This is a genomic window from Fictibacillus sp. NRS-1165 (assembly GCF_050468105.1).
GTDB lineage: Bacteria > Bacillota > Bacilli > Bacillales > Fictibacillaceae > Fictibacillus_C > Fictibacillus_C terrinigri.
This window is the reverse complement of sequence record NZ_JBDPNU010000019.1, coordinates 144,718-171,399: the sequence shown is the minus strand read 5'-3', so window position 1 is coordinate 171,399 and position 26,682 is coordinate 144,718. Positions and strand designations below refer to the sequence as shown.

The window sequence follows — 26,682 nt, the reverse complement described above, 5'->3', positions numbered from 1 at the left end:
TTTCTCTATCTATTAAAAGCAGCGGATATCTTCTTTGGATGGATATACAGCACGTTCTCCGCCAATCAGCTTTGGCCGTGTTTTGGCCAGGGTGACATGAGCCTCGCCGATGCTTTTTACTTCCGTTCTCACAGGCACAGCCACATGCTTCAAGTGCATGCCGATAAATGTGTCCCCAATATCAATTCCAGCATCTGCTTTAATGTATTCAACGACGACTGGATCCTTTAAATGATGAAAGGCATAGGTTGCGAGTGCGCCTCCTGCCGAACGGGCAGGAACAACACGGACTTCTTCATATCGAAGCCGGTCGGCGGTTTCTCTCTCCACAACCAGTGCTCTGTTCAAATGCTCACAGCATTGGAAGGCAAGAGACACTTGTGTTTCCTCCTGAAACGCCATCACCCCGTTATATAGGGATTGAGCGGCTTCCATCGTTCCTGAAGTGCCAATTTTTCCGCCGGTCACTTCGCTCGTGCTGGCCCCGACGACCAGCAGCTGCCCCGGCTTTAATTGGGCTTGCTTCTGTAAATCTGATAATGCATGAAAGACCTGCTTCTCCACAGTTTGCAGCTGGTCACTCATCGGTTGAATCGCCCCTTCTTTAGAGGTGAGAATCGGCATCCTGCCGCTTCTGTCACCTTTTCGTTGCGGTACTGCTGCCTATTTTGTGCCCTTTGCCTCGTAATCAGAAATTTTTCCGACTCGTTTGCTGTGGCGGCCGCCTTCATATTCTGTCGTCAGCCAGACCCTTGCAATTTCCAAGGCCAGTCCAGGCCCAATGATTCTCTCACCCATGGCCAGCACATTGCTGTCATTGTGAAGACGTGTGGCTTTCGCACTGAACAAGTCGTGTACAAGGGCACAGCGGATTCCTTTTACTTTGTTTGCCGCTATACTCATACCTATTCCCGTACCGCAGATTAATATTCCCCGATCAGCCTCTCCGTTTGCCACCATTTCAGCAACCGGAATGGCGTAATCCGGATAATCTACCGAGGTGCTGCATTCGCAGCCTGCATCTTTCACTTCAATTCCCATCTCCTGCATCATGTTTACCACTTCTTGACGCAGCTCAACTCCTGCATGGTCTGAACCAATCGCTACTCTCATCTGATCCTCCTGTAAGTTCGGTAGTCTATTACGATTTTAAAGCCATTTTTCTATTGTTTCAAGGAAGACCATTTATTTATATCTTTTCCAGCAGTTTTTCAATCAGACTTTCAAGCTCGCCTCTTGTTTCACGGTAGAGCTCGATACTGCCGCCAAACGGGTCGATGATGTCCAGTGATGGCAGGCTGTTTTCCAGAGAAAAAATTTTTTCTTTAAATGGCTGGATCTCCGCTTCAAATTCCTCAGAAACCCCAAGCTTGTCTTTAGCATCAGCCTGTTCCCATTTATTGTGGTAGAACGCCCTAATGGTTTCGATCTCAGCATAAGCCTGATGAAGCTCTGACAGCTGTTCTTCATAGCCTTCATTCTGATAGATATATTCTTTAAGCGTGTAAACTTTATCTACAGCCTCTGGATATTGATGGCAAACGGTATGCTTATGGCTTTCGGTCATCGTCAGGATCAGATCCGCCCAACGAACGAGCGTCCCCGTGATCGGTTTGGATTCATGGCTGAAGGGAATGCCTTTTTCCGACATCGCCGTTACTACATGGGAACTGGCTCCCGCCCCTTCAGCAGCGAAGACGCCTGCTGATCTGACTTCGACCTTTCCTTTGCCAAGATATTTGAGCAGTGCCGCTGCCATCGGGCTTCTGCAAGTGTTTCCGGTACAAACAAACAGGATCTTTTTCATGATTTCCCACCTTCAGCATCAATGTCTTTATATTCAAGTATAAAAAAAGATTGGCTGGAGCGCCAATCGGTCATTCATCGTTTTTGCCATTATAAAGGAAACAGCAGCTTGATTCCGAACGCAAGCAAAATTAATCCACCCAGAGCCTCACTGTAGGAGCCGAGCCAATTTTGAACTTTTCTACCCATCATCAGCCCCCCCCATGTCAGCAGCATGCTCATGATTCCAAACATGAAGATGGTGAGAAACGTGCGTGCTCCATAAATCCCCAGGCTTAAACCGACAGAGAAACTGTCAAGACTCGCACTGACAGCAAACAGCATGAGACCGAACCCGACAGGATTTACGAACGGCTCATTCTCAGGCTTGAAGGAGGAGCGGATCATCTGCAAACCAAGAAGAAGCAGCAAACAGCCGCCTATGATCGCTGCAATCCCGCCAAAATGAGAGGAAATCTGCTTGCCGAGCATCAATCCTGCCAGAGGCATTCCAATGTGAAACAGTCCGATGACAACACCGATTTTTACGATCTGCCTCAGTCTAAGCTGCAGCATGCCCATGCCAAGGCCGATGGAAAAGGCATCCATTCCCAGCGCAAAGGACATGAGCCAAAGCGTCAGCCACTCACCGATTGTTACGACGTCCATTTCGTTTCCCCCTCACTCCGCTAGTACAACCATATGCACGTCCAGCCATGATTAGACTCGGCGTTTACAACCGAAGAAAATTTCAAATAAAAGCAATTTTCGACTTTAGCAGGGATATGGTTTTTTTTACCGTAAATAAAGATTATAGAATAACGGAAAGAATCGGAGGGGAATTTCATGGCAGATGACGATAGATCGATTCATCCGGCAGTTGCTGAATCAAACTTTAAAGCACACCGCATGGAAGTTACTAAACAAATGAGCATGACGTTCAGGTTTGTTAAGTCCGGCCAACAGTTCATTATGACCGGATGCGGCGGCGAACTCTCTGATTCCTTGGGTTTTAAGGAAGAATGGGTGGTGGGGAAGACTCCTGAAGAAATTTTTTCGAAAGAGCTCGCTGAATTTAAAATTGATTGCTACGAACGGGCTTGGAAAGGTGAGCATATTACATATGAAGCGCAAATCAACCAGGTGCCCTTTCTCGTATCATTAATTCCAGTCTTCGAAAACGGAAAGGTGGTGGAAGTCAGGGGCTTAAGCATCGATCTCATTCACCGTGTCATGGTGGAAAGGCAGTTGGAAGAAAGTGAACAAAGGTACCGTTCACTGATCGAGCATAACATCGATGCTCTATTTTCCCTGGATTTTCAAGGCAAGTTCACGACCGTTAATGTCGCAGCAGAACAGCTGACCGGTTACTCGGGCAAAGAACTGCTCAGCATGACCTTTCATCCTTTGCTCATGAAAGAACACCTGGAAACTTCAGTGCGCGGCTTTGAAGAAGCGCTGAAGGGCACTCCAAAAACCCACGATATTATGCTGAGAAGAAAAGACGGGGAAATCCGATATGTCAATGTGACCATTACCCCCATTATCGTCAGCGGGGACGTCCTCGGCCTGTATTGCATCGGAAAAGACATCACAGAAAAGAAGAAGCAGGAAGCCGAGCTGAAGGAAACAAAAGAAACACTGGAGTCGCTTTTTACACATTCTGCAGACATGATTTCCATCTATGATTTTGACAAACAAACGATCAAGCTGAACCCGGCTTTCGAAAACACATTCGGGTGGACAGAGGAAGATTTAAAAGATTGCAGAAATCCGATTTTCCCTATTGTCCTTGATCAATATTTACAAGAATCCGTACAGATGATCCAGACGGTGAAAAAGGGAATCCCCATTAAAGGCCACGAAATGATCTGCCAGCGCAAAGACGGAACCTTGCTGAATTCCAGTGTGACACTGTTTCCCATATTCGATCAAAACGGCCGAGTATACGCCTACTCGGGTATTTCACGTGACATCACAGAAAAAAAACGCCAAGAAAAAGCATTGCGGGAGAGCGAGGAAAAATACAGAATCATCGCTGAAAATACTATGGATCTCATCGCAACGTCCGACATACAAGGAAAAATTACCTATGCTTCCCCTTCCAACAAGCTGATCCTGGGTACGGAGCCTGCAGATTATATCGGAAAAAATGCAGTGGATTTTCTTCATGATGAGGACAAAAAACGAGTGACTCACATCCTGCGGCAAATGATTGAAGCTAGAAAACCTGTCAAATATGAAGCACGATGGAAACATAAAAACGGCTCTTACGTTGTATTGGAAACAAATGCAACACCTGTCATCAATGAAAAGAATCAGGTGGAAAGCATTGTCTTCGTCTCCAGAGATCTGACCGAACGGAAAAAAACAGAAGAAATGCTCAGAAAATCTGATAAACTTTCCGTTCTTGGCCAGCTGGCTGCCGGTGTCGCCCATGAGGTTCGAAATCCTTTAACCTCCATCAAGGGATTCCTTCAGCTGCTGCAATCGAAAGCAAAGGACCATTATGAGTACTATGATATCATGCTTTCAGAGATCGACAGAATCAACTCCATCGTCAGTGAATTTATGGTACTGGCCAAGCCGCAGGTGATCGATATGGTGCCCACCAACATCACAGGGCTGATGCACCATGTCATCTCCCTGATTGAAACACAGGCTATCTTGATGAACGTGCAGATTTATTTTAAGACACACGAGGACTTGCCTTTGGTCTCATGTGTAGACAGTCAGCTGAAACAGGTATTTATCAACTTGCTTAAAAATGCGATCGAAGCGATGCCGGATGGCGGAAACGTGTATATCTCCATCAAAACAGAAGACGATGAATTAGTGGTGTCGTTCAAGGATGAAGGCTGCGGCATTCCTTCTGAAAAGCTCCCTTCACTGGGTGAACCGTTCTTTACCACAAAGGAAAAAGGAACGGGGCTCGGTCTCATGGTCTGCTACAAGATCATTGAGGACCATGGCGGAAGGATCCAGGTAAAAAGCGAACCAGGGAAAGGGAGCACTTTCAAGGTAGCGCTTCCTGTTACGCTCCCGCGTTTAGGGGGGTAGGAGAAAGGTCATACTCTCCCCTCCTCTTTATTCTGGTCGGATGAAACCCTTCAGAATCGCTTGCAGAACAGCATAGCACAGTTCTGTATCATTTATTGTGTTTTCTTCGATCTGCCGCTGACACACTTCCAAGCTCATTTCAAGGATCGTAATTTTCTCATGGGTTTCAAGGCTCTGTTGATGATGATCGATCAGCTCTTCCGTATAAAAAACATGTGCTTCTTCATTCGTTTTCCATGAGGCAAGAATCAATTTTCCAAGATAATGAATTCGGCCACATTCATAACCTGTTTCTTCGCGAAGCTCTCTCCGGGCCGCATGCTCCAGCTGCTCTCCTTCATTTACTCTTCCCCCTGGCAGCTGGATCACTTTGCTGTCCACCGGCTGCCGATACTGGCTGATCAAGATCAAACATCATCTTTTCTGGCGAGCATCACCACTGATTCAGGGTTTCTCATTTTAAGAGAAATTCTTCCAAAAGCGTCCTCGAGCACCATCTCTTTTTCTGAAGCGTATATCATTCTGCTTTCCATCTAAACACCCCCAAACTTGAGATCCATTTCCTTTTACCATATATTCACTCTTGTTTTCTGTCCATAAAAAAAGCAGGACAGCAAGCTGTCCTGTTCTTTCAGGGGTTATTCTTTTATGATCTGCCCGCCGGCAGATTTCTCGAGCCTGTTCATAATCGCTGCGCCTACACCCGATTTCGGAAAAACTTCTCCGTAAATGATATCGACACCACTCTCATTAAATGCCCTCAATGCGTCATATAGGTGATGTGCTACACTTTCCAGCTTTCCTCGTGATCCGCAAGGAATGACCGCATCCGCTTTGTAAAAGGGAGCATTTTCTTCCGTGGTAAGCACCCCGGTTTTTAAACCGGCTCCTTTTTGCTTATCCACAAGCTCCTGCAGGAAAGAAGGGGATCCATCCACAAGGAAAAGAGGAGCATCCGGAGCATAATGGGTGTATTTCATCCCCGGAGATTTTGGGGCGGCCTGCTCATTGAGGAGGCCAGGATCCATCATGGTCTCACCTGCAACCACTTCCAGCTGCTCTTTTGTGACACCTCCTGGCCGAAGGATGACCAGTGTTTCAGCTGTGCAGTCGACTACTGTGGATTCCACTCCTACCCCTGTGACCCCGCCATCCAGGATGCCGGGTATTCTCCCTTTTAAATCCTCATGGACGTGCTGGGCCGTTGTAGGAGAAGGCCTTCCCGAGACATTCGCGCTGGGAGCCGCCAAGGGGAGACCGCATTCTTTAATGAGTTTTAGAGCAACGGGATGATCAGGCATCCGAACAGCCACTGTGGATAACCCTGCGGTCACCCGTTCGGACACATCCTCTCCCTTGGGAAGAACCAATGTCAACGGACCTGGCCAGAACGCATCCATCAGTTTTTTTGCCCGTTCAGGAATGGAGGAAACCATTCCGATAAGCTGCTCACGGCTTGCCACGTGGACGATCAGCGGATTATCGCTCGGCCGTCCCTTCGCCAGAAAAATCTTCTCGATGGCTGCATCACTCTTCGCGTTTCCACCGAGTCCGTACACGGTTTCTGTCGGAAAAGCGATCACTTCATTTTTCTTTATCCACAGGGAAGCCTGCGTAATTTGTGGACAATTTTCATCTTCCGCTATTTTTTTATCCACAGGCCAAACTTCAGTTTTATATTCCAGCATGTAAAAAATCCTTTCAAACCGCCCGAAATGTGTTCGTAAGCTTACAACGCGCATCATCCACAAGTTACACACAAATGCTCCAGTAATGTGCATAACTTGTGGATAATTACTTTTCGTTCAGCGTGCAGTACAGCAGCACAACATCTTTTTCAGCTGTTTTTTTATAATGGGCGGTATTCTCGATATGGGAAGGAGTTCCTGTTGCGGATACCGGCTGAAACGACAGCGGTTCAAAAAGGTGGACAGCTTTCGTAAGCAGGTATAAGGTTTCTACTCCTTTTTCCTTACAGTATAGCAAAATTCTTTGAATCAATCGCAGAAATAGATGTTCGTTCGAGTATTCTTTCTTCATCACAAAAGATCGCAGCAACCCATCGTTTTCGACCCTTTCAAGCCCCACCGTCCCGATCGTTTCACCTTGATCATTTTCCACGACGAGATAGTTCTCGATTCCCTCTCTGATTCCATCGGTTCCAAGACCGGCCTGCTTGACCAGGTCACCGAGGCTTCCAGCCTCATGCGGCATAGCCGCCCGTAATCGAATGGTCATGGCGTTCACCCCTCTAGCATTTTTTAAAGTCTATGAAACAACCATGAAAGTTATGCAGGGTATTAAGAGAAGAGACCCCCTATCTTATCCGCAATGGTGGTGAACAAGTCTGCCAGAAAGAACTTAACATGCACCGTTTCTTCATCGGGTTCTTGCATCGCCGGAGCCTCCTGTTCTGAAGCTAAGGCTACTTCCTTTACATTCTTCTGGTCCGCTTTAACAGCATCACCGTTTTCAAAATCAAGGAAACATAGAGGAGGGAACAATACACACCACCAGTTGGCTCCTTCTCCTTTTCCAAGTGTGATCAGTACCGCTTCATATTTTCCAGCAGGGTAGATGTAATTTCCGTACATTTTTGTCGGGAAGGCAACGTCATTGTTGAATTGAACTTTATAGGGAATGTCAAGCCCGGCATCCTTCAAATAGGACTTTACCACGTTTTCAACCTCAGGCAAATGTTTTCTGATCACTTTTTCGGCCTGATCATGAGAGTCCAATCCCCCCACCCAGGTTGTGATCTGTTGGTTCACTTTATCCCTGATTCTTCTCTTTAGTGTCTGATCCTTATCAGCATCACTGTTTGCAAGAATCCGAAGTCTGATCGCGTCACTCGGGATTTTTACAGACGCATTCATCGTAGCATTGGCTACCTTCGTTTGGGTTTCAAAAAACAGCAGCATCGCGATCAGCGACAGAAATAGTATAGTCATTAGAGATTTTTTTGAACGTTTCATTTTAAAGCTCCCCTTTCCTTTTCTATCCACAGTGTGGTCATGGAAAGGAGAAATCATACTATGAATCTAGTAAACAAATACCGAAAAAATATGACAGAAAGCGGCTGTGAAAACTGCATACTTTGTCACAAATTTATTAAACATATCAAAAAGGTCACATAATTCCTCCACAAAGAAGTGTGTCTGCTATAGTAAGGACATCCCTATCACCCCCTTTTTCATGTAGATAATGAAAACGAAGAGCCTCCCGTTACCCGCGGGAGGCTCTTTCTGTCTCATGATACCGATGCCGTTGTCAATGAATCAAGCTCCTGCCGCAAAAACCTTGCAAGCTCAAGCATGCCATATTTTCCGGCCGCCGCTTCAGCATCCGAGTTGTAATTGGTATTCGTATTAATATCATACGTAAAAATAGTACCGTCTTTATCTTTTATAAACTCTATTCCGGCAACATGGATTTGGTTGTCTGCCAGAACGCTCTCATAGTTTTCAATGACCTCTTCATGGAAATTCTCCACGATCTGAAATTTTGGCTTCGCCGGCGTTTCCTCTCCCACGGGACAAAAAAGATCCCCGATTTGGCAGGCATCGGCCGGACAGAGTTCAAATCCTTCAGAAGTATCCACCCGAACCGCATATACAAACTTACCTCCGACAAATTCACAGCGTGTAATATAAGATTCCGGAGAATCAATGTATTCCTGAACCAGTGTCACGCCGTCTACCGGCTCTTCAAAGTCAGGTCCGAGAACATATTCCTTCAAGCCTTGATACGAATGAAAAAGCTGTACACCAAGACCTTTTCCTGCACGGTTATGCTTGGTGATAAACGGTTTTCCGCTGAACTGTTCTGCCGCCTGAAGAATCTGATCCTTGCCGACAGCTGCAATCGTTTTCGGTGTCCTCACTCCATGAGCCTCAAGCTCCAGATATTGAGCCACCTTGCTTACCTCCAGCTGAAGCGCCCGGCTGCCGTTCAGTACTTTTCGGCCATGTGCCTCCAACCAGGCGATTACACTGGCAGCCAGTTCCGGTGCATAACGGTGTCCTCTTGTATGGGAGGAAGCACTCATACGGCTATAGAAAATGCCCTCGGGAGGTGCTTCTGCCAGATTGACCGTGCCTTGTTCAAGATGCCAAGCCTCATATGGCACCTGCAGCTCGTCCAGCCTCTTGATTAAATGATTCGTCCACTCATCATTCTCGTGTATAATGTAAACTTTTTTCATGGTCATCCTCCTTATATCCTAGGTGAGTATCTGCAGGCAAAGCTTTTACACACGTTCTTTTCTAAAGCTCTCCACTAATGGCATTACCTGTTTTGAAAAACGTTCCATCTCCTCTAACTGAGGGGAGAATTGCAATAAAAGAAGTCCGAGGCCAGCCTCTTCATAAGCAGCAATGCGCTCCGCAATCTGCACAGGCGTACCAATCAGATTAGGCCGCAATCCACGGTTTGAAACAGAATAGTCCTGCAGCTGTATCTGCTGCTCGAGCTGTGATTTACTCGTGAAATCTTTAAATCCTGCATAAGCGCTCGATTCCTTGACCTCTGTAATCCTTTGCAGTTCAGCCTGTGCCTCCTCTTCAGTGTCTCTGCAGATCACATAGGCGGCCATTCCAAACGAAGATAAAGGTTCTTTTCCTGTCTGCTCTCGGCGGTTCTTCATGTCTTCGATCTTAACCGCGATCTCTTCGACAGTTCCGCCGTGCATCACATAGGCGTCACAGGAGGAAGAGATCACTTGTTTTCCTCGCTCACTTTCACCGCCTGCATATAGGATAGGATTCGGACGCTGAAGAGGTTTAGGGAAGAGCTTTGTGTTGCTTAACTCATAAAACTTTCCGGAATAATTAAACGTTTCCTCCGTCCACAGCCCTTTGAGAACATCAATAAATTCCTGCGTACGCTCATATCGCTCATCATGAGCGGTAAAAATGCCTCCGTACTGCCTCGCTTCTTCTTCCCACCAGGCGGAAACGACATTAAGTGTAAACCTTCCGCCACTGATCTGATCGATGTTCGCTGCCATTTTGGCAGTGACGGCAGGGTTATGGAATCCCGGTCTGACTGCTGTCATGATTTCAATTTTCTCTGTTACAGCGGCGAGTCCCGCAGCCGTTGTCCAAGCCTCAAGGGAATCCTGATCCGGCCCTTTAATATCATTCAAATACAGCTCTGCGATCAGCGTAGTATCAAACCCCCACTGTTCCGCGCACTGAATGACCTTTTTTGCATAATCAAACGTGGGCGGCATGTTCTCATCTTCCACATTTCTCAACCATCCGCCAAAAATCGGCAACCAAAATCCAAATCTCATCTGCTTCCTTCTCCCCCTCTGCTTTAAACACCTGCTGCCGCTGAAAGGAACCTCGAACGCTATCTCTTCAGCGCGAGGAGCGGTCAGGACAAAGTCCTGACCCTCCGACTAACCCGAAAAACCCCACAAAAAAACCTCCTCTCGGATAAGAGGAAGTTACAGACCGCTCCATCTTATCTTCCAGGATCAACTCCTGCTGGATTTAGCACCTTGATAAATAGGTTGCCGGGTTTCATCGGGCCAGTCCCTCCACCACTCTGGATAAGATTTATTTAATTAAAGTAATCCTACACTAAAAGTAGGCATTGGTCAATTTTATGGATAAGAAAATAGTTGGGAATGATTGGTGTAAATACAGGGGAGAAGTCTGAAGATTTAGTTCGGTTCAATTATTTTGTATTAGGCTCAATTATTTTGAGTTAGGCTCAATTACTCTTAAATACGCTCAATTATTTACAATTAGGCTCAATTCGGCGACAATTCCACTCAATTTCTCACTCCTAACCACAAAAAAAGCCCCCAGCACAGCTGAGGGCTACCTTTTCTGCCTATTAAAAACCAATCTCTGCGATAACCATCCGTTCTTTTTGACTGATGTCCATTATGACCGATACGAATGATCCTGGGAAGGTAATCCGAAGCATTTCCGCTACTGTCTGCCCTTGGTCATGCCCGACCTCAAAGGCTGCTATGCTTCGTTTGTTCAAGACGAGGGGCAGCTCCTCCATAAATCTTCTGTAAAAGACGTAGCCGTCCTGACCGCCGCTCAGCGCACGGAAAGGCTCCTGATCTTTCACGATCGTTTCAAGCTCCATGATTTCACGGTCAGGAATGTAAGGAGGATTGGACACCACGATATCGACTTTTTCTCCGTTCTCGATCAGAGGCTGAAGAAGGTCGCCATGAATAAAACGAACCGGTGCCCCAAGGTCTGCCGCATTTTTTCTGGCAACCTCCAGTGATTCCTCGGCGATGTCAATCGCAGAGACCGTAAGACGCGGATTTTCCAAGGCGAGCGTAACGGCAATGGCACCGCTTCCCGTCCCAACGTCGATTGTCTTAATCTCTTGTGCATCCTGAAACCTCATGCTGGAACGCTGAAGTACTTCGTATACAAGCTCTTCTGTTTCCGGCCGAGGAATGAGAACCTCTTTATTTACAAAAAAACGTCTTCCGTAAAACTCTTCAAAACCAGTAATGTACTGGACAGGGACTCCTTCGCCATGCTTTTGCACAGCTTCCATAAAGACCTCTTGCTGCTGTGGAGGAAGCTCTTCATTCAAACCAAGAAGCAGCTCCGTCCGGCTCAGATCGCCAAGTGCGTGCCGCAGCAGAAGCTCCCCGGCTTGGGGTTCACGCCCTATTTCTGTTAAAAAAGATGAAGCCCAATTCAGGGCTTCATGCCGTTTCATCTTTGTCATCTTACGCTTCCGTCTGGGCCTTCATTTTGCTCGTTTGGTCTTCTGTAATCAAAGCTTCAATGAACTCGTCCAGTTTGCCGAGTAAAATTTGATCCAATTTTTGAAGAGTCAGTCCGATCCGGTGATCCGTGACACGGTTCTGCGGGAAGTTATACGTACGGATACGCTCTGAGCGGTCTCCGGTTCCGACTGCTGATTTACGGTTCTCATCGTATTCTTTTTGCTTTTCCTGCTGAATTTTATCATAGACACGGGCACGAAGAACTTTCATGGCTTTTTCTTTGTTCTTGATCTGTGATTTTTCATCCTGGCAGGAGACTACCGTCCCTGTTGGAATATGAGTCAGACGAACAGCGGATTGAGTCGTGTTAACGGATTGTCCACCCGGTCCGCTGGACGTAAACGTATCTACACGAACGTCCTTCTCATGAATTTCAACCTCGACTTCTTCTGCTTCCGGAAGAATCGCAACCGTCGCGGTGGACGTATGGATACGGCCGCCGGATTCAGTGGCAGGTACACGCTGTACGCGGTGAGCTCCGTTTTCATACTTCAGCTTGGAATATGCCCCGTTCCCGTTGATCATGAAAATAATCTCTTTGTAGCCGCCAAGCTCTGTGTAGCTTGCTTCAATGACTTCGGTTTTCCAGCCTTGCAGCTCGGCATAACGGCTGTACATTTTGTAAAGGTCGCCGGCAAATAGTGCGGCTTCGTCACCGCCTGCTGCCCCGCGTACCTCGACGATAACGTTTTTATCATCGTTCGGGTCTTTTGGAAGAAGCAAAATCTTCAGCTGCTGCGTATACTCTTCGATCTTGTCTTCCAGCTCAGAAATTTCTTCTTTTACCATGGCCGTCATCTCAGCATCCAGCTTTTCTTCGAGCATCGCTTTCGCTTCGTCGAGGCCTTCTTTCGCTTCTTTATACTCACGGTAAACGGCTACCGTATCTTGAAGAGAAGACTGTTCTTTAGAATATTCTCTTAGTTTATTCGTATCGCTAATGACTTCTGGGTCACTTAAAAGATCATTTAGTTTGTTGTATCGGGCTTCTATCGTTTCTAAACGTTCTAACACGCTTTTCACCTCATTTTAATGGCATAACATTCTAATTATAATACAGGGGAAGGCACCCGTCAAAAAGGCTTCATGCATGTTTTTTTATGGATTGAAAGGCAAAAAGAAACCCCGGGGCTACAGGTTCTGCCCGGGGAGAGTTTCTAACCGCTTTTTCATAGCTGAGCGCCAGCCTTCTGCCAGTTCAACGAGATTGGCAAGAAGGGTAAGGCCTTCTCTGTTTTCCTTGTCTATGTACGTGATTCGGTTTACAAATTCGACTGTGATTCCGCCGTGGTGCTTTTTTTCGATAACAAGCTTGTCTTCCGGTCTGACTATGCCTTCTTTCAGTACCCTCAAGTAATAGCCCGAGTAACTCGTATCCTGAATATATTTGACCATCAGCGGCTGATTAAGCTTGGCGGCGACTTTAAAACAAGGCTGACGCGGCTGGCTCACCTGCACCAATGCCTCCCCCAGCCGGTAGATGTCACCGATACAGACCTCTTTTTCAGTAAGCCCTTCAACGGTAAGATTCTCACCGAAAGAAGGAACGACCAGAGAAATTCCCAAACCGTTCTCCCAATACGGGTAATGGTCATGAGAATAGACACAGACGGCTTTATCCGGCCCGCCATGATGCACAGTGTCAGCCTGTACATCACCCTCGAATTGAAGGTCAGACAGGTATAAAGGGCCCTGAGACGGCTTCTTATTGATCGCCGAGCTTATTTCTTTTCCCTGCCACGATAGAAAATCTGCCTGTCCAACATTTAAAGCTATTATGGATCCTTCCACGATGGCACCCCCGCTTTTTCTTTTATCGTACTCTAAACGGATGCGCCGGGCAAAGGTTTTTAATACATGGATGTATGGTTTTTCAGCGCTTCATAATCCAGGCGCTGCTGGTTCATACGGATGGCCTTTGTCAGTTCTTCGATCACGACTTTTTCATCGGTTATGATATTGAACACAAAGGGAATGGTAGCAAAGTGGCCAAAGAACTGTGTACATCCTTTGTGCCGAATGTCGTGCTGCGTATCAGTCACCGGATTGACCTTCACGATAAAGTTTCCCATGGATTCATAGATGGGATCCAGCGGCTTCTCTTTTAGCTTTTTGATAAGTGTGGTGAGTGGTACAGGCTGGTCGTTCCAGTCCGTTCCATTCGATAAGATATCCAGCATTTTCTACACCTCTCTATACTATGATTGTTCGACGGGGGCCGGGAATTATTGTTGGTACAGAAAGCGCTAAAGGAAAAAAAGGATACGGCGCAGAAATAGCGAACACCCAGTTAACGATGACTAAAATCTAGCACAGTGGAATACTATAGAGGAACAGAAAGGGGATAAAATATGAACTATTGTATTATTGGCGGAGATGCAGCCGGAATGAGTGCTGCCATGCAAATTGTCCGCAATGATCCGCAGGCCAGCATCACCATTTTCGAAAAGGGCGGGATTTACTCATACGGCCAATGCGGCCTCCCCTATGTAGTCAGCGGGCTCATACCTTCCTCCGAAGATCTGATCGCCCGTGACGTCAGCATTTTCAGAGACAAATATGGAATGGATGCAAGAACCTTTCATGAAGTAACACGGGTGGATCCCAAGGAAAAAACCATTCACGGCATACATACAAAAACGCAGGATGAATTTATTTTTTCATATGACAAGCTTTTGATCGCAACAGGAGTGAGCCCGATTATACCAGCATGGGAAGGAAGGCACCTTCCGGGTATCCATGTTGTGAAAACCATTCCCGATGCGGAGAAGATCAAAAAGGAACTAGACTCATCCATTCAGGATATTACGATTATCGGAGGAGGCTATATTGGTCTTGAGATGGCTGAGAATCTCAAGTTTCTAGGGAAAAAGGTAAGAATCATCCAAAGAGGGGCCCAGCTGGGCAAAATCTTTGATTCGGATATGGCGGAGCTGATCCATGAAGAAGCCAAAAAACACGGCATAGAGGTCTGTCTAAATGAGGAAGTTCAGCGTTTTAAAGGGGATGACCGGGTTCAATTCGTGAAGACAGATAAACGTGACTATCCAACGGACATGGTAATCGTCGCTGCAGGTGCAAAACCGAATACAGCATTGATCCAAAATACGGACATCAGGCTGCATGAGAGCGGTGCAATCCTTGTTAACCGGTACATGGAGACCAATGTAGAAGATATCTATGCTGCTGGTGATTGCGCGAGCCATTACCATCTGATCAAAGAAATGGATGACCATATCCCTCTTGGCACCACCGCGAACAAACAAGGCCGGATTGCCGGTTTGAACATGTCCGGCAAGAGGCAGACGTTCAAAGGGATCGTGGGCTCCTCCATCATTAAATTCATGGATCTTTCTCTTGGAAAAACGGGGATTTCCGTAAGAGAAGCGGAGAAGCTTCAATTTCCGGTCGAAACGGTGATGACACGCGCAAAAGATATTGCCGGCTATTTTCCCGGGGTAGAACCGCTGCACGTGAAAATCATATTTGATGCCAACAACCAGCGTATTCTTGGCGGGCAGTTTATCGGCAAACACGGAGTTGACAAAAGAGTCGATGTATTGGCCACAGCGATGTATCACGGAATGGACCTGCATGAACTGGAGGATTTGGATCTTTGTTATGCCCCTCCGTATAATGGGGTGTGGGACCCGATCCAGCAAGCAGCAAGAAGGGCCAAAAAATAAACGGCATTTGTCTGTGCGGGAGCACGGACATTTGCCGTTTTTTCGGCCTGATGTATGTCAGTGGTGTATTGTCCTGTTCCAGCGCCCCGGGCTGAACACGTGTTTCTTGTTTTCAGCACAGGTCCTCGGAGGATGAAAAGTAAGATCTTCTTTTCATCCCAGGTCGCTTCACTCTTCCCCCTCAACACAAAAAGCGTGTTGCTGAGCAAGGGCGCATGCACTTTTCTTAACTGTCCACTTTAACTGAAAACTTATAGCGTGGCACTGCCTGCTCTGCTGCCGCTTTAATTTCCCGGCGCATCTTTGCTTTCTTGCGGCCAGACACGTTCGGCGGGACGTTCAAATGGATATGTGCGTAGTTTCCATTTATGGTCACCATCTGAGGGTTGATGCCTGTCTCACTGACCACTGCCTGCCGGATCTTATCCTGATCATCAGATATGTCAAACCGAGCTGTGTTCAGCTTCTGATAATCATGCGGGTTCTTATTGGTTTCGGAGCTATAATTGAATTTCGGATTGTTTTTTGTCAAATGGTAATTAATGATGCCATGGCCCCACATGTTGTCTTTTCTATTCTGGGCTGATTCATTCGCCGTCGGTTCAAAATGATCTTTTGACGTAGGTGAACAGGCTGCCAGCAAAGCAGAAAGGATAAGGAAAACGCCTGCTTTTTTCACAGAAAACACCTCCTGTACGCTTAGGGTTTGTGTTCTGCGATAAAAAATACAGACAAAAAAAGGATGATTCCCTCCATGAGAAGAATCATCCATTATTTATTCAGTGTGATCTGCCAGGCTTGCGAGCAGATTATTCGGCTTTCCCGGTACTTCATGACAATGGCGGCAGCGCGGTTCATATGATTCGGATGCGCCAACCAAAATAATCGGATCATCATAAGAAGCCGGTTTTCCGTCGATCAGTCTTTGTGTACGGCTGGCAGGAGATCCGCATACCATGCAGATCGCGTGAAGCTTGGTCACACTTTCAGCAAGCGCCATGAGTTTTGGCATCGGGCCAAAAGGCTCGCCCCTGAAATCCTGGTCAAGGCCAGCAACGATCACTCGAATCCCATGATCGGCTAATTCCTGAACGACCGAAATGACGTCCTCATCAAAGAACTGAACTTCGTCAATGGCTACCACTTCAGTGTCAGGAGAGACGTTTTTCAGGATATCAACAGATTTCCCAACGGGTTGTGCAATAACTGCATTACCGTTATGAGAAACCACCGATTCTTCACTGTAACGGTCGTCGATGAGCGGTTTAAAGACTTGAACTTCAAGCTTTCCGTATTTCGCACGCCGGACCCTGCGAATCAATTCTTCTGATTTTCCTGAAAACATGCTTCCGCAAATGACCTCAACCCAGCCATTCTGCTTCATTACGTACATGTTTCTGTTCCCCTTCCTAGATCCTTGGCTTTCATGTCATCAGTCTTTCCAGCAAGAATCCTACATGGTATTTACATTTATTATGTACTCATCTATTGAGCTAACGCCTTTTACAAAGACGGAAAAATTCTCTTCAATTACAAAAAAAAGGAGCAAGAAGTTCTCTTGCCCCTTACAACTTGCAGCATATTACTTAAGATTGTATTTCTTTTTGAAACGGTCAACACGTCCACCAACATCAGTAAACTTCTGACGGCCAGTGTAGAAAGGGTGTGTATCGGAACTAACATCCACTTTGATTACTGGATAAGTATTTCCATCTTCCCATTCAATGGTCTCGTTAGAAGACATCGTTGAGCCGGACAAGAACTTATAACCGCTGCTCGCATCCATAAATACAACTTTATTATAATTCGGATGTAAATTTGGTTTCATTTCGTTCTCAACTCCTTCTGCCCTGAATCCTGAGGATCCAGAGTTAAAATAAGCACATAGCAGTAGTATAACAGGGTGCTATTTATTTTGCAACAGCATTTCCCTTATATTCTTCAGGAATTCGACAGGGATTTCACACGCTTGTTCGTGCCTGACTTCTCGGCTTCGAACATCGCGAAAAATTCTTCGTTGTTGGTTGTTTTTCGCAATCGCTTCATAAATGTATCTACGAAATCATACGAATCGTCCATTGTTTTTCGGATCGCCCACAATGATTCAAGGTGATCTTTCTGGATAAGCATCTCTTCTTTTCGCGTTCCGGAACGACGGATATCAATCGCTGGGAAGATTCGGCGTTCAGCAAGCTTACGGTCAAGATGAAGCTCCATATTTCCTGTTCCTTTGAACTCTTCGTAGATCACGTCATCCATACGGGAGCCTGTCTCCACAAGAGCTGTCGCCAAAATCGTCAGGCTGCCGCCTTCTTCGATGTTTCGGGCAGCCCCGAAAAAGCGCTTCGGACGATGGAACGCGGCCGGGTCGATCCCGCCGGACAATGTACGTCCGCTCGGAGGAATAACGAGGTTATACGCACGTGCAAGACGTGTGATGCTGTCCAGCAGGATCACTACATCCTTTTTATGCTCCACCAGGCGCATCGCACGCTCTAATACGAGCTCCGCCACTTTAATATGGTTTTCCGGCACCTCGTCAAACGTAGAACTGACTACATCACCTTTCACAGACCGCTCGATGTCTGTTACTTCTTCCGGACGCTCATCAATGAGCAGAACGATCAGTTCAGTATCCGGGTGGTTCGTTGAAATACTGTGTGCGACTTCTTTCAAGAGGCTGGTTTTACCGGCTTTTGGCGGCGCAACAATCAATCCGCGCTGGCCGAAACCAACCGGCGCAATCATGTCCATAATACGGGTTGAAAGGTTTGTGCGCTCGGTTTCAAGCACCATTTTCTTTTCCGGATAAAGAGCCGTTAACGCCGGGAAGTGAACACGTTCTTTTGCTGTGTCCGGATCCTCGCCATTTACTGCTTCCACCTGAAGCAATCCGTAATACCGTTCATTTTCCTTTGGCGGCCTTACCTTACCGGATACCTTGTCCCCATTTCTCAGATCAAACCTGCGGATCTGCGAGGCTGAAATATAAATATCCTGAGAACTTGGAGAGTAGTTGATCGGACGCAAAAAGCCAAAACCTTCGTTCGGAATAACTTCGAGAATGCCTTCCATAAATGAATATCCATCCTGCTCAGCCTGCGCTTTAAGAATGGAGAACATTAATTCTCTTTTCGTCAATTTTCCGTAATACGGAACTCTATATTGTCTTGCAAGTTCATATAATTCTTTTAGTTTTTTCGTTTCTAATTCAGATAATACTAAGCCCATAATAACACCACACTTTATTCTATTTTCTACACATTGTGTTTTCTGTTTTTAATCGTTTTTTGAAAGAACAGGGCAACAGAAATGAAGGATTGGAAGGATACTTTTGAAGTAAGTAAACCAGAAGTGGAAATTTATAATATAAATTAAACAGTACTTCATATTTTAACCACAAAATGTGGGTTTAATCAAGTGTTAGATAAAGAAGGATGAATAAAGTAAAAATGCCGGACGCTTCCTCTTCCGCATCCTTTTTTTCAAAGCAACATGCTGAAGAGTTAAGCGCCGGACTATTTAAAAATGATTATGGTTTAATGACGAGATCAGGTTTCTTCTTCAGGCTGTGGCGGCCATCGATAAATCGAACCGTACCGGACTTTGCACGCATGACGACAGAGTGGGTCGTACCGATCGTCCCCTTAAACTGTACGCCTTTCAGTAGTTCTCCATCTGTTACACCTGTCGCAGCGAAGATGGCATCATCACCTTTTACAAGATCCTCCATACGAAGCACTTTGTTAATATCAGTGATTCCCATTTTGCGGCAGCGTTCTAGCTCAGCCTCATTTTGAGGAAGCAATTTCCCTTGTATTTCTCCGCCAAGGCACTTCAAGGCAACTGCGGCAATGACACCTTCGGGAGCACCGCCTGATCCGAATAATATATCCACGCCTGTTCCTTCAAATGCAGTATTAATGGCGGCTGCCACATCACCATCAGAGATCAGCTTGATTCTTGCACCCGCTTCTCTGATTTCCTGGATGACTTTCTCATGCCTCGGGCGGTTAAGAATGATCGCGACAAGATCTTCAATGTCCTTATTCCGCGCTTTAGCCACCGCCCTTAGGTTGTCGATGGTCGGTGCATTGATGTCGATCTTGCCCACGGCTTCCGGCCCTACAGCGATTTTATCCATATACATGTCCGGTGCATGGAGAAGGTTTCCGTGGTCCGCTACAGCTAAAACAGCTAAAGCATTCCAAGTTCCGGAAGCCACGATGTTCGTTCCTTCGAGAGGGTCTACCGCTACATCCACGCGCGGACCATAGCCTGTCCCGAGCTTTTCACCAATATAAAGCATTGGAGCCTCGTCCATTTCTCCCTCTCCAATGACAACGGTTCCTTTCATCGGGACAGTATCAAAAACATCGCGCATGGCAGTGGTTGCTGCGTCATCCGCTTCATCCTTTACGCCCCGGCCCATCCATCGAGCTGAAGCAAGTGCAGCGGCTTCTGTTACACGTACTAGTTCCATTGATAAACTACGTTCCATTGAAATAACATCCCCCTTGTTAAACGCTTACAAAAAATTGAAAATCTGAGATGCCTGTCAGAGACGACAAGCACTGAAACTCTTTAACTTGATGTTGCCTACTTCTCGACCTCTTCCATTTCCTCCACATCAAGGTTTTCACGCCATATTTTCGCGCCAAGGCCTAACAGTTTATCGACTAAGGATTCGTAGCCGCGGTCGATGTGCTCAAGCCCGGAAACTTCGGTGATGCCTTCTGCCATAAGTCCGGCAACGACAAGAGCTGCTCCTGCACGCAGATCACTGGCTTTTACTTTCGCTCCCTCAAGGCGGGCCTGTCCATTAATAATGGCGGATCGTCCTTCTACCTTCATGTTCGCACCCATTCTCCTCAACTCATCGATATGCTTAAATCGAGCAGAGTAAATGGTATCCGTAACGATGCTCGTTCCCTCTGCCTTCGTAAGCAATGAAGTGAACGGCTGTTGAAGATCTGTCGGAAAACCAGGATAAACCAAGGTCTTAATATCTACACTCTTTAACGGGTTCCCACTGTTGTGAATGAGTACCTGATCGTCTTTTGTTTCGATATGAACACCCATTTCACGGAGCTTGGCAATCAATGACTCCAAGTGGAGAGGTATGACATTATCAATTAACACTTGCTGGCCAACGGCTGCGGCCAATATCATGTACGTGCCTGCTTCAATCCGGTCTGGGATGATAGAGTGGCGGCATCCATGCAGATGGTCGACTCCGTCGATTCGAATGACATCCGTACCTGCACCTTTAATTTTCGCGCCCATGCTTGTTAAAAGAGTGGCAACGTCGATAATCTCTGGTTCTTTTGCAGCGTTTTCAATGATCGTTTGGCCCTTGGCCCGAACGGCCGCCAGCATAATATTAATCGTAGCACCAACACTTACTACATCCAAATAGATTCGTGCGCCGATGAGCTCATCTGCACGTAGATAGATCGCACCTTGCTCATTGGTAACTTTTGCACCTAATGCCTCAAAGCCTTTGATGTGCTGATCAATAGGCCTTGGGCCGAGATTACAGCCTCCCGGAAGGCCAATGACTGCTTTTTTGAAGCGGCCAAGCATAGCACCCATCAGGTAATAAGAGGCTCTTAATTTCTTAACCTTTCCATTTGGAAGCGGCATCGCAATCATTTTTTCGGGATTCACCGTTAATGTATTGTTTTCATCCAATTCGGCTTCTCCGCCGATCTCTTCCAGCAAATCTCTTAACAAACGGACATCTGATATATTAGGCAGCTGGTCTATGATGACTTGGGATTCTGCAAGAATGGTAGCTGGGATTAATGCAACCGCACTGTTCTTGGCTCCGCTAATATGAACGGTTCCTTCGAGGGGAAATCCCCCTTCAATCATAAGCTTTTGTTCCATGGTTTGCTCCCTTCTGCATCAAGCGGTCTACAGCAGTTGTTGTACTTTTTAGTATTCTCAACCACTGGAATATCATGCTAATTTTTGGTGTTTTATGGCAAAAAACCAAAAACAAGCACCACGGGAGGTGGTGCTTGTATAAGTTATGGTATCGTCTATCCGCGGTTTTTTACAGCTTCCCAATCGCTTAGGAATCGTTCAATCCCTTGATCAGTTAATGGATGATTTACCAGGCTCTTGATGACCTTAAGCGGAATAGTCGCGATATGTGCTCCGCCAAGTGCTGCCTGTGTCACGTGGATCGGATGACGAACAGATGCTGCGATGATCTCGGTTGGGATACCATGAATCGCAAAGATTTCAGCGATCTCACTAATGAGCTTCAATCCATCCTGTCCGATATCATCCAGTCTTCCTAAGAATGGGGACACGTACGTTGCACCCGCTCTTGCGGCAAGCAATGCCTGGTTGGCATTAAAGATTAATGTAACGTTTGTTTTAATGTTCAAGTCACTGAAAGCTTTAACCGCTTTAAGACCTTCTGTTGTCATCGGAACTTTAACGGTCACGTTTGGTGCGATCGCAGCAAGCTCCTTGCCTTCTTCGATCATTTCTTCCGCTTTAAGCGAAACAACTTCAGCACTGACAGAACCCGGTACAAGAGCAGTGATTTCACGAATGCGGTCGTGGAAGTCAACGCCTTCTTTCGCCACTAGCGTCGGGTTTGTTGTAACCCCTGATAAAATGCCAAGATCGTGGGCTTCGCGGATTTCGTCAATATTTGCAGTATCGATAAAAAATTTCATTATTCATTCACTCCTATAATAAAGTGGTTGTATAGACACGATGTCTAATTCCCCTTTTAGTCTCTTCCACACAACAACTTTCATACCCCATATTATAACCCTTTTTTGCATCTGATTGTAAAGAAAACCGCCTATAATGTTATAGGCGGCTTCATGGCAGAGAAATAAAACGGCATGAGCCGTTTTATTTCCATATCATTGTTACGCCTTGTTGGAAGAACCGAACTCGCGGATTTTCCCTTTCACTGTTTCCTTGATCGCATCGCGGGCAGCAGTAAGGTATTTACGCGGATCGTATTTATCCGGGTTAGCAGCAATGTATTCTTTTACTGCATTGAAAGACGCAATTTGGTTTTCTGTGTTTACGTTGATTTTGGCTGTACCTAGAGAGATTGCTTTTTGAATATCGTGTGTTGGGATTCCAGTTCCGCCGTGAAGCACAAGAGGAACACCAGTTAGTTCATTTACTTCTTTCATGCGGTCAAAACCAAGGTTCGGCTCACCTTTGTAAGGTCCGTGTACGCTTCCTAGTGCAGGAGCAAAGCAATCTACACCCGTTTCGCGCACAAGCTGATCACATTCAGAAGGAATAGCGTAAGCTGCTTCTGCATCATCCACGACAAGATCGTCTTCCTGTCCGCCGATACGGCCAAGCTCAGCTTCAACTGATACACCATGGAAGTGTGCAAGTTCTACTACCTTTTTCGTTAAGGCAATGTTTTCCTCAAGCGGGAAATGTGATCCATCAATCATAACGGAAGTGAAACCGGCATGAATGGCTTCCGCACATTTTTGGTAGCTGGAGCCATGATCCAAGTGGATCGCAACCGGTACAGTTACTTTATATTCTTCAATTAATGCTTTAACCATGCTGACGACAAGTTTAAAACCACCCATGTAACGTGCAGCGCCTTCTGAAACGCCAAGAATTACCGGAGATTTTTCTTCTTGAGCCGCTTGGAGAATCGCTTGGGTAAATTCAAGGTTATTGATGTTGAATTGACCGACAGCATATCCTTCCGCTTTTCCTTTTTCGAGCATTTCCTTCATTGACACTAAAGGCATGTTTCATGTCCTCCCTTTACTATTGGCACAAAAAAACGAAAAAAGAATGATTGTCGTTCTTTTTCCGAAAATGCCATATGTTAAACATTACTTAGTCTTTTTTCAAACCTATTATAGCATACCAATAGCGCTTGAAAACCGCAATAAATAGGCTTTTCGCGTGCAAGCGCTACCAATGCCGATCTGTCAATGTTTTGAAGATTTTTTGTCTACCCTGCGCTTATTGGTAATTCTTTCCTTACCGCCGCGCGAATCTCATCAATGTCGAAAGGTTTCGCAAAATGAGTGATCGCCCCGAGTTTAATCGCTTCATGTATCATGTCCAATTCGCCATAAGCCGTCATAATAATAACCTGAATCGAAGCGTTTAATTTTTTGACGCGGCGCAAGATTTCCAATCCGTCCATTCCTGGAATCTTCATGTCTAAAATTACGAGATCGGGTGTTTCCTCTTCGACGATTGCAAGAGCCTGAACCCCGTTCGCCGCCTGAAAAGTCTCATAACCCTCTTTCTGAAAAATCTCATTAAGAAGAATTCGAATTCCATATTGGTCATCAACAATCAATATCTTACTCAATTCGCTCACCTCTGTCATATTTTTTCGTTCAATTCCATATTCTAACTAATTCTGTGAAACCTGTCGTTTTCCTGCTGCCTCAAGTGAAATAAAAAAACCAATGCGTTATACTAAATCTACTACTGAAACGAAGGGGAATCTTATGTTAAAAATATTTGCCACCCAGCTCAGCGGAATTTTTTCTAAAATACAGCAGGATAATGAGTTTGCCTTTGAAGACGGAGCAAGACTTCTTGCACAAACCGTCCTTTCGCAGGGCACTGTCTATTTTACAGGAAAAGACGAGATGAAGGCAGTATGTGCAGAAGGTTTGCTCGGACAAGAGGCCTTTTCAAATGCGAAGCACCTGGACGCTTCAGAAATCAGCGGATTAACAAGTGTAGATACTGTGATCGCTTCCGCACGTTTTCATAACGATGAGCCCACGATCAGCCTGCTCCGGGAAATAAAACAACATACAGAAGCGAATACCATTTTCCTTGCCTCACGAAAAGAAAAAGGGGAAGAAGCCGTACCCTTTAGTGATGTATTTATTGATTTGATGGTAAAAAGAGGCCTGGTTCCAACCGAGAATGGTGAGCGTATCGGAATGCCTTCTGCCATGGCAGGCATTTTTGCGTATCATGCCCTGTTTATCACCGCCAAAGAAATCCTCGAAGAGTATGAAGATTAATTTCAAATATACAATCTGCAGAAACGGTCCAAAAAGCCAATGTGTGAATAAACTCACCTTGCTTTAAATTTTTTGAAAACATTGAAGGGATATGTCAATTTTTGCCGAATTTCCAGATGAGGAGGGACAACGTCCTAATCCTTATCCAGCCCCTTAATATTTTCAACCAGACTTTCGAGCAAACAACAGCCTCCGTCACAATCCCCTTTAACGAAGTGCTTACAGCCAAGGTCAACAGCAAGTCAGAGCGCGTTCAGCATGCTTGGCCCTATTTTGTCCACTGTCCTGCGGTCGCCCCCCTCTCAAACCGCATGAACAGAACCATCTAGGGCCGGTAATGCTGAGTTTAAAACGGAAGAACCAATCTTCAATCAAAAAACCCGGCTGAAATCAGCCGGGTTTATTTTATTGATTTTTTAATTTCAGAGATGCTCCGACAAAATCTCGGAATAAAGGCTGCGGGCGAGTCGGGCGAGAGATAAACTCTGGGTGGAACTGAGAGGCTACAAACCAAGGATGATCATTAAGCTCGATGATCTCGACTAAACGGCCATCCGGGCTTGTACCAGAGAATACGAAGCCTTCCTTCTCCATTTGACCGCGATATTCATTATTGAATTCATAACGGTGGCGGTGGCGTTCATAAACCACTTCATCCTGATAAGCATCGTACGCTTTTGTTCCTTCGTTAAGCTTACATGGATACAGACCTAAACGAAGCGTACCCCCAAGGTCTTCCACATCTTTTTGCTCAGGAAGCAAGTCAATGATCGGATAGGATGTGGACGGAAGAAGCTCTGTAGAATGTGCACCTTCCATGCCGAGCACATTGCGCGCAAACTCAACAGACGCAAGCTGCATGCCTAAACAAATTCCAAGGTAAGGAACCTTGTTCTCACGTGCATACTGAATGGCAAGGATCTTCCCTTCTACACCACGGTCTCCGAAACCGCCAGGAACAAGGATCCCATCAGCATCCTTCAGTGTTTCGGCTACATTTTCTTTCGTTACATCTTCAGAGTTGATCCATTGGATCTCAACATCCGCATCATGGTGATATCCAGCATGCCGCAAGGATTCAACGACTGAAATATAGGCATCTTGAAGGGCGACATATTTTCCGACTAACGCAATTTTTGCTTTTCCTGACAAGTTAAGTACTCGATCAATCAAGCTTTTCCATTCACCCATGTCAGCTTCTTTACAGTCCAATTTCAAATGGTCGCAAACAATCTGATCCATATTTTGTTCCTGCAGGTCGATCGGTACACGGTACAACGTATCAGCGTCACGCGCTTCAATGACTGCTTTTGGATCAATATCACAGAAAAGGCCGATCTTTTCTTTCATATCATCAGAGACGGGCATTTCCGTACGGACGACGATGATGTTTGGCTGGATCCCAAGGCTTCGAAGCTCTTTCACGCTGTGCTGGGTCGGCTTCGTCTTAAGCTCTCCGGCTGCTTTGATATATGGGATAAGTGTACAGTGGATGTACATTACATTTTCTGAACCGACATCACTCTTAATCTGGCGGATCGCCTCGAGGAACGGCAAACTTTCAATATCGCCCACTGTTCCTCCAATTTCAGTGATCACAACATCAGCGTTGGTTTCGCGGCCTGCCCGGAATACACGTTCTTTAATTTCATTCGTGATGTGAGGAATAACCTGTACTGTTCCGCCCAGGTACTCTCCTCTTCTTTCTTTACGGAGAACCGTAGAGTAGATCTTACCTGTTGTGACAGAACTGAATTTATTCAGGTTAATATCGATAAACCGCTCATAGTGCCCAAGGTCTAGATCTGTTTCAGCTCCATCATCGGTTACAAAAACTTCTCCGTGCTGATAAGGACTCATGGTTCCTGGGTCCACGTTAATATAAGGGTCAAACTTTTGGGTAGTTACCTTAACGCCTCTGTTTTTTAACAATCGGCCCAAGGAAGCTGCCGTAATCCCTTTTCCTAGAGACGAAACCACTCCGCCTGTTACAAATATATACTTTGCCATCTTTTTTCCCCCTCTGGATTCACAATTAAGTATACCCCCCTGCATCGGTTTCAAGCAGAAGGGCGAATATGATTAAGAAGCTTAAAAAATAAAAAAAAACAAAAGTGACTCCTCCCCAATAAAGGGGGCACTTTTGTTTTTATCTGCAAAAAATTATTTATATATACGTTTAGCCCAAAAATGATTCTATCGGCTTTCCGCTGGAATGTCAAGAACCATAAGGAAATTTGCAAAAGTAAGAAAAGACTGGAAAAGCGGCAGCTGCCTGTCAACGTCCGACAAGCGGTGGAACTCTTACTCAGCAACACGATTTTTGTGGAGGGGAAATTGTAATCCATTTTCGCCCTGG

At 45.9% G+C, this 26,682-nt stretch carries 28 protein-coding genes and 1 riboswitch; of the genes, 3 read left to right on the top strand and 25 right to left on the bottom strand.

Going from position 1 to position 26,682, the window contains the following annotated elements; genetic code table 11:
* Positions 1-12 precede the first annotated feature (12 nt).
* The 4 genes from ABHN01_RS07885 to ABHN01_RS07870 form a co-directional block, all read right to left on the bottom strand.
* Positions 13-585: a TIGR01440 family protein gene (locus tag ABHN01_RS07885; RefSeq protein WP_290399008.1), complete on the bottom strand. Its 573-nt coding sequence runs from the start codon at positions 583-585 to the stop codon at positions 13-15.
* A 78-nt stretch (positions 586-663) separates the two neighbouring features.
* Positions 664-1,113 carry a ribose 5-phosphate isomerase B gene (gene rpiB, locus ABHN01_RS07880; RefSeq protein WP_290397750.1) on the bottom strand — a complete coding sequence of 150 codons (450 nt, stop codon included), beginning with the start codon at positions 1,111-1,113 and terminating at the stop codon, positions 664-666.
* 76 nt (positions 1,114-1,189) lie between these two features.
* A complete protein-coding gene (locus tag ABHN01_RS07875; RefSeq protein ID WP_429875072.1) occupies positions 1,190-1,807 on the bottom strand; it encodes a low molecular weight protein arginine phosphatase in 618 nt (205 codons plus the stop codon).
* A gap of 89 nt (positions 1,808-1,896) precedes the next feature.
* Positions 1,897-2,454 carry a manganese efflux pump MntP family protein gene (locus ABHN01_RS07870; RefSeq protein WP_429875071.1) on the bottom strand — a complete coding sequence of 186 codons (558 nt, stop codon included), beginning with the start codon at positions 2,452-2,454 and terminating at the stop codon, positions 1,897-1,899.
* A gap of 177 nt (positions 2,455-2,631) precedes the next feature.
* On the opposite strand from ABHN01_RS07870, the gene ABHN01_RS07865 reads away from it, so the two are divergent.
* Positions 2,632-4,845 carry a PAS domain S-box protein gene (locus ABHN01_RS07865; RefSeq protein ID WP_429875070.1) on the top strand — a complete coding sequence of 738 codons (2,214 nt, stop codon included), beginning with the start codon at positions 2,632-2,634 and terminating at the stop codon, positions 4,843-4,845.
* 27 nt (positions 4,846-4,872) lie between these two features.
* Here ABHN01_RS07865 and ABHN01_RS07860 read toward each other — a convergent pair whose 3' ends face one another.
* The 11 genes from ABHN01_RS07860 to ABHN01_RS07810 all read right to left on the bottom strand — a co-directional run bounded on the left by ABHN01_RS07860 (position 4,873) and on the right by ABHN01_RS07810 (position 13,803).
* Positions 4,873-5,250 (bottom strand): NUDIX hydrolase, encoded by a 378-nt coding sequence (locus ABHN01_RS07860; RefSeq protein WP_429875069.1) that lies wholly within the window; start codon positions 5,248-5,250, stop codon positions 4,873-4,875.
* Between the two features lie 2 nt (positions 5,251-5,252).
* The gene (locus tag ABHN01_RS07855; protein ID WP_429875068.1) at positions 5,253-5,378 is read right to left on the bottom strand and encodes a hypothetical protein; all 126 of its coding nucleotides are present in this window, start codon (positions 5,376-5,378) and stop codon (positions 5,253-5,255) included.
* A gap of 105 nt (positions 5,379-5,483) precedes the next feature.
* Complete coding sequence (locus tag ABHN01_RS07850; RefSeq protein WP_429875067.1) at positions 5,484-6,533, bottom strand: L-threonylcarbamoyladenylate synthase; 1,050 nt, start codon at positions 6,531-6,533, stop codon at positions 5,484-5,486.
* 106 nt (positions 6,534-6,639) lie between these two features.
* Complete coding sequence (locus ABHN01_RS07845) at positions 6,640-7,083, bottom strand: GNAT family N-acetyltransferase (RefSeq protein WP_290397744.1); 444 nt, start codon at positions 7,081-7,083, stop codon at positions 6,640-6,642.
* A 62-nt stretch (positions 7,084-7,145) separates the two neighbouring features.
* On the bottom strand, positions 7,146-7,820 hold the full coding sequence (spoIIR, locus tag ABHN01_RS07840; protein WP_429875066.1) for a stage II sporulation protein R: 675 nt from the start codon (positions 7,818-7,820) through the stop codon (positions 7,146-7,148).
* A 275-nt stretch (positions 7,821-8,095) separates the two neighbouring features.
* Positions 8,096-9,049 carry an ATP-grasp domain-containing protein gene (locus ABHN01_RS07835; RefSeq protein WP_429875065.1) on the bottom strand — a complete coding sequence of 318 codons (954 nt, stop codon included), beginning with the start codon at positions 9,047-9,049 and terminating at the stop codon, positions 8,096-8,098.
* A gap of 45 nt (positions 9,050-9,094) precedes the next feature.
* Complete coding sequence (locus tag ABHN01_RS07830) at positions 9,095-10,141, bottom strand: LLM class flavin-dependent oxidoreductase (protein ID WP_429875064.1); 1,047 nt, start codon at positions 10,139-10,141, stop codon at positions 9,095-9,097.
* 170 nt (positions 10,142-10,311) lie between these two features.
* A riboswitch (SAM riboswitch) is annotated at positions 10,312-10,409 on the bottom strand.
* Between the two features lie 283 nt (positions 10,410-10,692).
* Positions 10,693-11,553, bottom strand: coding sequence for a peptide chain release factor N(5)-glutamine methyltransferase (prmC, locus tag ABHN01_RS07825; RefSeq protein ID WP_429875172.1), 861 nt, complete (start codon positions 11,551-11,553; stop codon positions 10,693-10,695).
* 10 nt (positions 11,554-11,563) lie between these two features.
* Positions 11,564-12,637, bottom strand: coding sequence for a peptide chain release factor 1 (gene prfA, locus ABHN01_RS07820; RefSeq protein WP_429875063.1), 1,074 nt, complete (start codon positions 12,635-12,637; stop codon positions 11,564-11,566).
* 117 nt (positions 12,638-12,754) lie between these two features.
* Complete coding sequence (locus ABHN01_RS07815) at positions 12,755-13,414, bottom strand: MOSC domain-containing protein (protein ID WP_429875062.1); 660 nt, start codon at positions 13,412-13,414, stop codon at positions 12,755-12,757.
* A gap of 59 nt (positions 13,415-13,473) precedes the next feature.
* Positions 13,474-13,803, bottom strand: a complete 330-nt coding sequence (locus tag ABHN01_RS07810) for a hypothetical protein (protein ID WP_290397737.1) — start codon at positions 13,801-13,803, stop codon at positions 13,474-13,476.
* A gap of 171 nt (positions 13,804-13,974) precedes the next feature.
* Here ABHN01_RS07810 and ABHN01_RS07805 point away from each other — a divergent pair, with 171 nt between their 5' ends.
* Complete coding sequence (locus ABHN01_RS07805) at positions 13,975-15,309, top strand: FAD-dependent oxidoreductase (RefSeq protein ID WP_429875061.1); 1,335 nt, start codon at positions 13,975-13,977, stop codon at positions 15,307-15,309.
* 226 nt (positions 15,310-15,535) lie between these two features.
* Here the strand turns inward: ABHN01_RS07805 and ABHN01_RS07800 are convergent, their stop codons facing one another.
* The 9 genes from ABHN01_RS07800 to ABHN01_RS07760 all read right to left on the bottom strand — a co-directional run bounded on the left by ABHN01_RS07800 (position 15,536) and on the right by ABHN01_RS07760 (position 23,668).
* The gene (locus ABHN01_RS07800; protein WP_429875060.1) at positions 15,536-15,988 is read right to left on the bottom strand and encodes a hypothetical protein; all 453 of its coding nucleotides are present in this window, start codon (positions 15,986-15,988) and stop codon (positions 15,536-15,538) included.
* Between the two features lie 96 nt (positions 15,989-16,084).
* Positions 16,085-16,702: a thymidine kinase gene (locus tag ABHN01_RS07795; protein ID WP_429875059.1), complete on the bottom strand. Its 618-nt coding sequence runs from the start codon at positions 16,700-16,702 to the stop codon at positions 16,085-16,087.
* 189 nt (positions 16,703-16,891) lie between these two features.
* Positions 16,892-17,137, bottom strand: a complete 246-nt coding sequence (locus ABHN01_RS07790) for a type B 50S ribosomal protein L31 (protein ID WP_290397733.1) — start codon at positions 17,135-17,137, stop codon at positions 16,892-16,894.
* 113 nt (positions 17,138-17,250) lie between these two features.
* On the bottom strand, positions 17,251-18,540 hold the full coding sequence (gene rho / locus ABHN01_RS07785) for a transcription termination factor Rho (protein WP_290397732.1): 1,290 nt from the start codon (positions 18,538-18,540) through the stop codon (positions 17,251-17,253).
* 301 nt (positions 18,541-18,841) lie between these two features.
* Positions 18,842-19,810, bottom strand: a complete 969-nt coding sequence (gene glpX, locus ABHN01_RS07780) for a class II fructose-bisphosphatase (RefSeq protein WP_429875058.1) — start codon at positions 19,808-19,810, stop codon at positions 18,842-18,844.
* Between the two features lie 98 nt (positions 19,811-19,908).
* Entirely contained in the window at positions 19,909-21,201 is a 1,293-nt protein-coding gene (locus ABHN01_RS07775) for a UDP-N-acetylglucosamine 1-carboxyvinyltransferase (protein WP_429875057.1), read from the bottom strand.
* Positions 21,202-21,356: 155 nt separating this feature from the next.
* Positions 21,357-22,007: a fructose-6-phosphate aldolase gene (gene fsa, locus ABHN01_RS07770; RefSeq protein ID WP_429875056.1), complete on the bottom strand. Its 651-nt coding sequence runs from the start codon at positions 22,005-22,007 to the stop codon at positions 21,357-21,359.
* Positions 22,008-22,208: 201 nt separating this feature from the next.
* Positions 22,209-23,072, bottom strand: a complete 864-nt coding sequence (gene fba / locus ABHN01_RS07765) for a class II fructose-1,6-bisphosphate aldolase (RefSeq protein ID WP_290397728.1) — start codon at positions 23,070-23,072, stop codon at positions 22,209-22,211.
* Positions 23,073-23,281: 209 nt separating this feature from the next.
* The gene (locus ABHN01_RS07760) at positions 23,282-23,668 is read right to left on the bottom strand and encodes a response regulator (protein ID WP_290397727.1); all 387 of its coding nucleotides are present in this window, start codon (positions 23,666-23,668) and stop codon (positions 23,282-23,284) included.
* Positions 23,669-23,792: 124 nt separating this feature from the next.
* On the opposite strand from ABHN01_RS07760, the gene ABHN01_RS07755 reads away from it, so the two are divergent.
* Positions 23,793-24,323: a DUF2529 family protein gene (locus tag ABHN01_RS07755; RefSeq protein ID WP_429875055.1), complete on the top strand. Its 531-nt coding sequence runs from the start codon at positions 23,793-23,795 to the stop codon at positions 24,321-24,323.
* A 405-nt stretch (positions 24,324-24,728) separates the two neighbouring features.
* On the opposite strand, the gene ABHN01_RS07750 is transcribed toward ABHN01_RS07755, so the two are convergent.
* Entirely contained in the window at positions 24,729-26,333 is a 1,605-nt protein-coding gene (locus tag ABHN01_RS07750) for a CTP synthase (protein WP_290397725.1), read from the bottom strand.
* Positions 26,334-26,682 lie beyond the last annotated feature (349 nt).